The organism is Longimicrobium sp. (genome assembly GCA_036389795.1).
In the GTDB taxonomy this organism is placed as follows: Bacteria; Gemmatimonadota; Gemmatimonadetes; order Longimicrobiales; family Longimicrobiaceae; genus Longimicrobium.
The window spans coordinates 97424-106478 of record DASVWD010000234.1; the positions used below are offsets into that span (position 1 = coordinate 97424).

A 9055-nucleotide genomic window follows, 5' to 3' on the forward strand; every position below is an offset into this window, starting at 1 on the left:
ATGCGGTTGAAGCCTCGCGCAGTTTGCGAGGCTTTCTGCCGTTGTTGCCGCGGCTTCAGCCGCCCACTACCCGACTCACTCCTCCGGCAGCTCCTTCAGCAGGCCGCGCAGGTCGAGGTGGCGCGTGACCATGGCCAGCTCGCCGCTGGGGGTGCGCGGCCACTGCTCGCGCGGGCGGTCCCAGTACAGCTCGATCCCGTTGTCGTCGGGGTCGCGCAGGTAGAGCGCCTCGCTCACGCCGTGGTCGCTGGCGCCGTCCAGGCGGATGCCGGCGCGGGCCAGGCGCCGCAGCGCGTCGGCCAGCGCGGCGCGCGTGGGGTAGCGGATGGCCACGTGGTACAGCCCCGTGCTCCCCCGCGGCGGGGGCGAGCCGCCCTCGCTCTCCCAGGTGTTCAGCCCGATGTGGTGGTGGTAGCCGCCCGCGGACACGAAGGCGGCCTGCTCGCCGTAGCGCTGCGTCAGCTCGAAGCCCAGCACGTCGCGGTAGAAGCCGAGCGCGCGCTCCAGGTCCGACACCTTCAGGTGCACGTGCCCGATGCCGACGCCGGGGTCGATCGGCTGGAAGCCGGTGGCGCCGGCCGTGGTGCCGGTGGTGGTCTCGGTCATCGTTCGATCCTCCATTCCGGGGGCCGGGCTCCGGGCGGCCGCCGGCCGCCGATGCGGCCGGGGCGCCCGCGCCGTTTTCTCCCGCGATCAGTAGGCCACCGTCATGCGGCGGCGCGGGTTCTTCGGGTTCTCCAGCTCGTCCAGCAGCGCCACGGCGTAGTCCTCGGCCGAGATGTAGCTGTTGCCCACCTCGTCGACGAGGAGCTGGTCGCCGCCGGCGCGGTAGCGGCCGGTGCGCTCGCCGGGCTCGATGAGCGCGGCGGGGCTCACGTACGTCCAGTCCAGCCCATCCGCCTCCTTGCGGTAGACCTCCAGCGCGTCGCGGGTCCCGAGCGCGATCCCGCGCCACGCCGCCGGGAACTCGGGGGTGTCCACCAGCTGCACGCCGGGGGCCACCTCCAGGCTCCCCGCGCCGCCCACGATCACCAGCCGCTTCACGCCCGCCTGCTTCAGCCCCTCGATCAGGCCGCGGGCCACGGCCGGGTACGTGGCGGGGTCCGGCGCGTCGTGGGCCGGGCCGGTGGAGTTGACCACCGCGTCGTGCCCGCGCGCGGCGGCGGCGACGCTCGCCGCGTCCTGCGCGTCGCCCTGCACCACGTCGACCCCGTCCAGGTCCGTGACGCGCGACGGGTCGCGCGCTACGGCGGTGACCTGGTGCCCGCGGGAAAGCGCCTCGCGCGTGATGCGCCGGCCGATGGTGCCGTGGGCGCCGAAGATGGTGATCTTCATGTTGTTGCTTCCTCTCGTCTGGGTTTGAGTGCCAGGTGCCGGCCCGGTCAGCCGATCCCCGTCCAGCGTAAGTCTGTTACCGTGTAACCAACTCTGATACATATATAGATACGGAAAATCAGCATCGTCCGGCGGCGGCTTCCTCCTGCTGCACGTGCTCGGCTACCCGACCCCGCACGTCGGCGACCGTGCGCCGGGCCAGCTCGGCCTCGAGCGCCGCCTGCGCCGCGTCGACGGTCTCCTCGAGCGCCGCCTGGATGTTGCGCCCCACGGGGCAGTTGGGGTTCGGGCGCTCGTGGTGCATGGCGAACAGCTCGCCCTCTTCCACGGCGCGGTACACCTCCAGCAGCGTGATCTCCGCCGCGTGCCGCGCCAGGAGCGCCCCGCCGCCCGTCCCCAGCTGCGAGCGCGTCAGCCCCGCCCGGGCCAGCATCGACAGGATCCGCCGCACCACCGCGGGGTTGGTGTTCACGCTCCCCGCGATCCGCTCCGACGTGACCGGCTCCCCCCGGCTCTCTTCGAGCAGGGTGAGGATGTGCACGGCGACGGCGAAGCGGCTGCTGATGGTCATCGTTCGATGCTCCCGAGTGTGTAACCAATATAGTAACATATCGTAGCTCATGCAACCCCTCATCGCCGCTTCGGCCCGACTCCGGTGCCGACGCTTCCGCCGGGACCGTGGGTGCGTGTAGATTTCGCTGCGTGCGATCCATCTCGTTGTCTCACAGATGTTTCCAGGGGCCGCGGTTCTTGTCGATGCGATTCGGTTTCGTGAAGGTGCTCGCGTGCGCGCTGCCGCTCCTGGCGGCGGGGCTGCTCGCCTCGTGCGGGGAGCACGCGGAAGGAGCGGACGCGCGGCCGCCCGCCCGCCGCGTGGCGCCCCCCGCCGCGCCCCCGGCCCCCGCGCCCGCGGGGCTCACCGGCCGGTTCGTGGTGGCGTACGACCGGGTGCGGGAGCCCGTCTACGCGAAATGGGAGGAGGAATTCCGCAGGGCGCGTTTCCTGGAGGGGATCGCGAGCTGGCTCAACGACTGGATCGCGCTGCCGCGGAACGTGACGCTGCGCTTCTCCGAGTGCCAGGAGCCGAACGCCTTCTACGACGAGGAGACCGACTCGGTGGTCCTCTGCTACGAGCTGGTCGAGGACCTGGACCGCGTGTTCGCCGACGAGGAGGACATCGACCAGGCGGTGGACGACGCGCTGGTGTTCACCACGCTGCACGAGGTGGGGCACGCGCTGGTGCACGTGCTGGAGCTGCCGGTCACCGGGCGCGAAGAGGACGCGGTGGACCAGCTCGCGGCGCTGGTCCTGATCGACGGCACCGAGGAGGGCGAGGCGGCGGCCGTCAACGGCGTGCGCGGCCTCCCCGACGACGGCGAGGAGGTGGACGAGCTGGTCTTCGCCGACGAGCACGCGCTCAGCCTGCAGCGCTTCTACAACGTCGTCTGCCTGATCTACGGCCAGAATCCCCAGTTCTACGCCGGCTGGGTGGGCGACGGCACCCTCCCCCAGGAGCGCGCCGAGCGCTGCCCCGCCGAGTACGACCGGGCCGTCCGCGCCTGGGACGCGCTCCTGGGCCCCTACCTGCGGGGGTAGACGGGCGGCCCCACGGGCCACCCGTCCGCATTCGCATCCCGCCGTTCGCCCCTCCCGCCGTTGCCCCGCCCGCCGATTCGGCTACGTTGTCGCGACATCGATCCTCGCCCGATTCCGCCGCACCCGACGATGAGCCGACGACCGCGCCCGACCTTCCTCCCGCTCCTCGGCGCCGCCGCGCTCGCGCTGGCGCCGCGCGCCGCCGCACAGGGCGACGCCGCCGCGCTGCGCACGCGCGCCGAGCGGACGGACTTCCGCGAGACGAGCCGCTACGACGACGTGGTCGCGTTCCTGGAAGCCGCCGACCGCGCATCGCCGCTCATCCACCTGACCACCTTCGGCTACAGCTTCCAGGGGCGGCCGCTCCCGCTGGCGGTGGTGGGCCGCGTGCGCGACGCCTCGCCCGCGGCCGTGCGGGCGAGCGGGAAGACGGTGGTCTACCTCCAGGGCGACATCCACGCCGGCGAGGTGGAGGGGAAGGAGGCGCTGCAGAACCTGCTGCGCGAGGTGGCGGCCGGGCGGCACGCGGCCTGGCTCGACTCGCTGGTGCTGCTGGTGGCGCCGATCTTCAACCCTGACGGCAACGAGCGCGTGGCGCTCACCAACCGGCCGCACCAGCACGGCCCCGTGGCCGGGATGGGGACGCGCAACAACGCGCAGGACCTGAACATCAACCGCGACTTCACCAAGCTCGACACCCCCGAGGCCCGCTCGCACGCGCTGCTCCTGCAGGCGTACGACCCGCACGTGCTGCTGGACCTGCACACCACCAACGGCACCTACCACGCGTACCAGCTGACGTACGCGCCGCCCCTGCACCCCAACACCGACCCGTCACTCGCCGCGATGGTGCGCGGGCGCTGGCTGCCGTGGGTCACCGAGCAGGCGAAGCGGGCGCACGGGTGGGACTTCTACCACTACGGCAACGTCCCCACCGCCGAGAGCCCGTGGGCGGCGCCGCGCGGGTCGGAGCGCGGCTGGTACACCTACGACCACCGCCCGCGCTTCAGCAACCACTACTGGGGCCTGCGCAACCGCTTCGGCATCCTGAGCGAGACGTACGCCTACCTCACCTTCCGCGCGCGGATCGAGGTGCAGCAGGGCTTCGTGGAAGAGGTGCTGGACTACGCCGCCGCGCACGCCGGCGCCATCCGCCGCGCCGCCGCCGCCGCCGACGGGCAGGACCTGCGCGGGCGCGAGCTGGCCGTGCGCGCGCGGCTCGTGCGCACCGGCCCGGCGACGATCCTGATGGGCGAGGTGGACGAGGAGCGCAACCCCTACACCGGCGAGCCGATGCTGCGCCGGAAGGACGTGCGCCGCCCCGAGCGGATGCCCGAGTTCACCGCGTACGAGCCGTCCGAGACCGAGCGCGTGCCCGACGCGTGGCTCGTCCCGCCGTCGCTCGGCACCGTGATCGACCGCCTGCGGGCGCACGGCGTCCGCATGGAGCCCCTCGCGCGCGAGGCGGTGATGGCGGTGGAGGAGTTCCGGATCGACTCGGCGTCCACGGCCGCGCAGGCGTCGGAGGGGCACCGCGAGCGCACGCTACACGGCCGCTGGCAGCGGGTGGAGCGCACGGTCCCCGCGGGGACGCTGCGGGTGCCGGCGAACCAGCCGCTCGGCCGCCTGGCGTTCACGCTGCTGGAGCCGCGCTCCGACGACGGCTTCGCCGCCTGGGGGCTGCTGGACCGCGCGCTGGAGGGCGCCAACGCCTACCCGGTCCTGCGTGTCCCCGCCACTGCGCCACGCGACTGACCTCGACCAAACCGTTGTCATCCCGAGGGGAGCGGGAGCAACCCCAGGGATCTACTCGACCACGCTGGTGGACGGCCTGTCGAGCAGATGCCTGACGGCCTCCATCACCGGGGGTAGAGTCCGCGCCGGGTGACGCATTCCGGCCGGCCCGCGCGCGAAGCCTCGACGCAGCGTAGATTCGTCGACCCCGGCGCGCCTCCACCGCGCCCCGTCCACCCTTCAACCCGACGGAGCGGTCCCTGGGCAAGCTCGCGGTCCTGATGGTCACGGCGTTCGTGGACATGGTGGGCCTCCTGATGGTGGTCCCCCTGCTCCCGTTCGTCGCCACCCGGCTGGGCGGGGGCGGCCTGGTGGTCGGCCTCCTGGTGTCGTCGTTCTCGCTGGCGCAGCTCCTGTCGGCGCCGCTCTGGGGGCGCTTCTCCGACCGCTACGGCCGCCGCCCCGCCCTGCTCGTGGGGCTGTCGGCGGCGGCCATGGCGTACGTGGTGTTCGCCTACGCCGACTCGCTCTGGCTGCTGCTCCTCTCCCGGCTGGTGCAGGGCGCGGGCGGGGGGACGGTGGGCGTGATCCAGGCGTACGTGGTGGACTCGGTGGAGGGGAAGGACCGGGCGAAGGCGCTCGGCTGGCTGTCGGCGGCCACCAACCTGGGCGTGATGATCGGGCCCGTGCTCGGCTCGTCGAGCCTGGCGCTGGGCCCCAGGGCTCCGGGGCTGCTCGCCGCCGTGCTCTGCCTGGGGAACATCGCCTTCGCCTTCCTCTACCTGCGCGAGTCGCGTCAGCCCGCGCCGCACGACGACGGCCCGGCCCGGCCCACGGTCCGCCCCCGCGAAGCGGTGATGCACGTGCTCACGCACCCGGGCGAGGCCGCCCCCCGGCTCATCTGGATCTACGCCATCGGCATGGGGGCCCTGTTCGGCTTCACGGCCGTCCTGGCGCTCTTCCTCAAGGCCCACTTCGGGGTCACCGAGCACACCGTGGGCTGGGTGTTCACCTGGAACGGCGCCGTCTCGGTGCTGGCGCGGGCCGTGGTGCTGGGGAAGATGCTGGACCGCTTCGGCGAGGCGCGGCTGGCGCGCTTCGGGCAGGCGCTGCTGCTGGCGGGCCTGGCCCTGGTGCCGTTCACCTGGCGCTTCCACCCCGGCTGGACGCTCCCGCTCTTCGGGTGGGAGGTGGAGCCGCGCATCGTGCTGCTGGGGCTGGTGATCGCGCTGATCCCGCTCGGCACCGCCTTCACCTTCCCGTGCGTCACCGGGCTCCTGTCGCAGGTGATCGACCCGCGCGAGCGGGGGGTGATGATGGGGGTGCAGCAGAGCTTCGGCGGGGCGGCGCGGGTGTTCTTCCCCGTGCTGGCGGGCTTCCTCTTCGAGCGCGCCGGGACGGGCTTCCCCTTCTGGGTGAGCGCGCTACTGGTGGCGGGCACCCTCTTCCTCACCTTCGGCATCGAGCCCGGCGAGGCCCGCAAGGAGCCCAAGGTCGCCGTCGCCGCGGGCGACTGACCGTCGCCACAGGCACGCACGAGGGCGCCGGCCGCGGGAATGCGGCCGGCGCCCTCGTTTACCCTGGCTTCTGTCAGGGCGGTCGCTTCGGCAGCGCAGCCAACGGCTCGATACGCGGATCGAAGGTTCCGAGCCCAACCGAACGAGCCAGATCCAAGAGGTCACGATCTGAACTGGCCACAGTGACTTCTTGTGCCGGGAACGCCTTCTGAAGCTTGAGAGCGCTCGCGACGTGGAGCACATCCATGGCCCGCGCCTTCGACTCGATCTTTTCAAGGGTGAGGGACTTGGCCCTCCGGCGAGTTGTCTCGTCTACGTCTACGAGATTGAAAAGACCCGGATAGTCACTGGCGAATTCCGAAAGAGCTTTCTGATACCGCGACTTGGGACCATGCCTCAGTTGATTGCGCAGAACAACCAGGACTTCCAGCGCAACGAAGTCGGATACGAACAGATAATCGGACATGCGCGTAAGCACGCCGTGAACGGTATCCGTCCCTTCCTCTTCCACGTACGCCTTCGCCAGGGCGCTCGAATCGAGAAAGATCACCGAATCCGCAGGATCGCGCGTAGATAGCCGAGGAGCCGGGATGGCTTACGCACCGCCACCCTGCCCAGCCGAGGCCCCCGCTCCGTCGCCGGCGTGATCCCGGCCGCGCGCAATTCATCGTGAAAGCGCTTTCTCGCCTCCTCGTCCGAGAGGTCGGGCAGATCCGTTTGTGGGTGAGCCGACACAGGGATCCTCCTGGCGTCCGAAATTCATTCCTCACACTCTGGACGATAATTCACCCTTCCGGAGCAGTCAACCTGGCTGCGAAAACTGGTCCGACTGATGGCCGAATCGGCGCTCAGATATCAAGAAGAAGGCGCCGGCCGCACTCGTTGCGCGACCGGCGTCCTCTGGAGATCGGCAGGCGAACGGCTTACTTCACCCGGATCGGGACGAAGGCTTCCGTGTCGTCCCAGGCCAGGCGCAGGACGGCGGCGCTGGCGCCCGTGGGCTCGAGGCGGATGGTGAACTGCTCCACGGGCGTGGCCAGGCGGCGCGTCTGCATGTCGATGCGGGCCAGGTCCTGCTCCTGGCTGTACTCCGTCCCCCACTGCCCCGTCTGCCTGTTGACGATCAGCTTCCACCCCTCCTGCGAGGGGAGCGTCCACAGCGTGTACGAGCCGGCGGGCACCGTCACACCGCCGATCTCCAGGTCGCGCGTGGTGGTGAAGCCGGTGGCCGCGTTGGCGCCCGTGCGCCACACCTGGCCCCACGGCACCACCTCGCCCATGATGGTGCGGCCGCGCTTGAAGGGGCGCCCGTAGTCCACCGCCAGGTGCGCGCCGCCCAGGTCGGCCACCGCCGAGTCGCGCGGCGAGAGCGGCCCCACCCCCTGCCCCGCGGCGTCGCGGCGGGCGAACTCGGCGGTCATCCGCTCCACGTCCACGCTGGGCACGCGGGTGACGATGAACTTCTGCGTGCTCTCCATCCCGTTGAGCCCCAGCAGCCGCCCGCGCGCGTCCACCGCCACCCGCTGCAGGCCGGCGAGGTTGGAGATCTGCCCCGAGTCGGCGCCGAGCCGCAGCGTGACGGGGTAGGTGGTCGTGTTCCCCGGGGGCACCAGCGTGCCCACCACGCTGTCCGCCCCGGCGGCGCGGGCGCGCATCAGCGCCTGCTCGTAGATGGCGTGCGAGAAGCTCACCAGCGGCACCACGAAGCCGGTGGCCGCCAGGGGCACCCGGCGCGTGCTGTCGCCGCGCTGCACCGTGGTGATGGCGCTGTCGGCGGTGAACTCGGTGGTGATCACGGTGGGCGGCTGGCCGCCGCCGGGCGCGGTGGTGGTGACCTCCAGGCGCGAGATCGACCCGTCGGGCCGGAGCGCGGCCACGTACGTGCGCACGGCCGTGCGCGGCGAGCGCGACACCACGGTGCCGCTCAGCCGGTCGGCGGTGCGGGTGTAGCGCTCGACGGCCAGCGTGTCGCGGCCGAGCACGACCACGAACGCGCCGGCCTCTTCCTGCGGTGGCAGATCGCCCGGCCCGCCATCGACCCCGGCCGGGAGCCAGGCGCCGGCGACCGTCGCCAGCGCCAGCGCGGCGGCGATCCTGACGTTGCGAATGCTCATGGGCAGCAATCCCGTCCGAATGGGTGGTCCTTTTTCGCCGATCGGGAGACGTAAAGTCGCGCTGAGTGCGTCCGTGCACAAGATTCGCATCGGGCGGCGAGGCGCGGGAGGTACGCGAGCTCGGAACTTCGGGGGATGACGGCGGATGGCGTACGCGCTGATCGAGTTCACGGAAGCCGGACAGACGAAGGCGACGCTGTGCCGGACGGAGAACGGGCAGCCCACGGGCCCCGACGGGGTGATGGACCCGCTGAGCGCGTTCATCGAGGAGACGTCGCACCGGCTGCTGGGGCAGGGCTCGCCGGGGGCGCTCTACATGGCGCAGCTCTTCACCGCGCGCGAGCAGGAGGCCGGCCGCCCGATCCGCGTGGTGGGGGGCAGCGGCCCGCTCGGCATCACCGCCGCCGAGGTCCAGGCGCTCGACGGCGCCGGCTACCATTACCTGGTCACCTTCGGCCCCGAGGGCGACCGCACCACCCCGCCGTCCGTGCACGTCACGCCGCTGGGGAGGGACTGAAGTACGAGAGTACGGAAGTACGAACGACATCGGGAGCGAAGGTGCATGGCCGCACCCTCGCCCCCGATGTTCTTCCGTACTCTCGTACTTTCGTACTTCTTATACCACTTTGCAGAGCATCGTTCGGGTACAGCTTTCTGATAAAGCCTCACACAGAGGACACAGAGAACACAGAGAAACTTCAATCGCGTCTTCAGTTCCTCCGTGTTCTCTGTGTCCTCTGTGTGATTCCCAATCTGTTC

9 protein-coding genes are annotated in these 9055 nt (G+C 71.3%); 4 read left to right on the forward strand and 5 right to left on the reverse strand.

Annotated features, from left to right (window positions below; genetic code table 11):
- Positions 1 to 75 precede the first annotated feature (75 nt).
- From VF746_27775 to VF746_27785, 3 genes are all read right to left on the reverse strand, one after another.
- The gene (locus VF746_27775) at positions 76 to 606 is read right to left on the reverse strand and encodes a VOC family protein (GenBank protein HEX8696249.1); all 531 of its coding nucleotides are present in this window, start codon (positions 604 to 606) and stop codon (positions 76 to 78) included.
- A gap of 87 nt (positions 607 to 693) precedes the next feature.
- Positions 694 to 1335, reverse strand: a complete 642-nt coding sequence (locus tag VF746_27780; protein ID HEX8696250.1) for an NAD(P)-dependent oxidoreductase — start codon at positions 1333 to 1335, stop codon at positions 694 to 696.
- Between the two features lie 118 nt (positions 1336 to 1453).
- Positions 1454 to 1906 (reverse strand): Rrf2 family transcriptional regulator, encoded by a 453-nt coding sequence (locus VF746_27785; protein ID HEX8696251.1) that lies wholly within the window; start codon positions 1904 to 1906, stop codon positions 1454 to 1456.
- 185 nt (positions 1907 to 2091) lie between these two features.
- On the opposite strand from VF746_27785, the gene VF746_27790 reads away from it, so the two are divergent.
- The 3 genes from VF746_27790 to VF746_27800 all read left to right on the forward strand — a co-directional run bounded on the left by VF746_27790 (position 2092) and on the right by VF746_27800 (position 6182).
- Positions 2092 to 2931 (forward strand): DUF4344 domain-containing metallopeptidase, encoded by an 840-nt coding sequence (locus VF746_27790; protein HEX8696252.1) that lies wholly within the window; start codon positions 2092 to 2094, stop codon positions 2929 to 2931.
- A 129-nt stretch (positions 2932 to 3060) separates the two neighbouring features.
- On the forward strand, positions 3061 to 4686 hold the full coding sequence (locus VF746_27795; protein HEX8696253.1) for a M14 family metallopeptidase: 1626 nt from the start codon (positions 3061 to 3063) through the stop codon (positions 4684 to 4686).
- 260 nt (positions 4687 to 4946) lie between these two features.
- Positions 4947 to 6182: an MFS transporter gene (locus tag VF746_27800; GenBank protein ID HEX8696254.1), complete on the forward strand. Its 1236-nt coding sequence runs from the start codon at positions 4947 to 4949 to the stop codon at positions 6180 to 6182.
- A gap of 73 nt (positions 6183 to 6255) precedes the next feature.
- On the opposite strand, the gene VF746_27805 is transcribed toward VF746_27800, so the two are convergent.
- The gene (locus VF746_27805; protein HEX8696255.1) at positions 6256 to 6732 is read right to left on the reverse strand and encodes a type II toxin-antitoxin system VapC family toxin; all 477 of its coding nucleotides are present in this window, start codon (positions 6730 to 6732) and stop codon (positions 6256 to 6258) included.
- Positions 6733 to 7105: 373 nt separating this feature from the next.
- Positions 7106 to 8296 carry a DUF2911 domain-containing protein gene (locus tag VF746_27810; GenBank protein ID HEX8696256.1) on the reverse strand — a complete coding sequence of 397 codons (1191 nt, stop codon included), beginning with the start codon at positions 8294 to 8296 and terminating at the stop codon, positions 7106 to 7108.
- A gap of 145 nt (positions 8297 to 8441) precedes the next feature.
- Here VF746_27810 and VF746_27815 point away from each other — a divergent pair, with 145 nt between their 5' ends.
- Entirely contained in the window at positions 8442 to 8813 is a 372-nt protein-coding gene (locus VF746_27815; protein HEX8696257.1) for a hypothetical protein, read from the forward strand.
- The last annotated feature ends 242 nt before the right edge of the window (positions 8814 to 9055 follow it).

Excerpts from the sequence above, each read along its gene's own strand:
- VF746_27790 (HEX8696252.1), top strand. The coding sequence starts at position 2,092 with ATGCGATTCGGTTTCGTGAAGGTGCTCGCGTGCGCGCTGCCGCTCCTG.
- VF746_27780 (HEX8696250.1), bottom strand. The coding sequence starts at position 1,335 with ATGAAGATCACCATCTTCGGCGCCCACGGCACCATCGGCCGGCGCATC.
- VF746_27795 (HEX8696253.1), top strand. The coding sequence starts at position 3,061 with ATGAGCCGACGACCGCGCCCGACCTTCCTCCCGCTCCTCGGCGCCGCC.
- VF746_27810 (HEX8696256.1), bottom strand. The coding sequence starts at position 8,296 with ATGAGCATTCGCAACGTCAGGATCGCCGCCGCGCTGGCGCTGGCGACG.
- VF746_27800 (HEX8696254.1), top strand. The coding sequence starts at position 4,947 with ATGGTCACGGCGTTCGTGGACATGGTGGGCCTCCTGATGGTGGTCCCC.
- VF746_27785 (HEX8696251.1), bottom strand. The coding sequence starts at position 1,906 with ATGACCATCAGCAGCCGCTTCGCCGTCGCCGTGCACATCCTCACCCTG.
- VF746_27815 (HEX8696257.1), top strand. The coding sequence starts at position 8,442 with ATGGCGTACGCGCTGATCGAGTTCACGGAAGCCGGACAGACGAAGGCG.
- VF746_27775 (HEX8696249.1), bottom strand. The coding sequence starts at position 606 with ATGACCGAGACCACCACCGGCACCACGGCCGGCGCCACCGGCTTCCAG.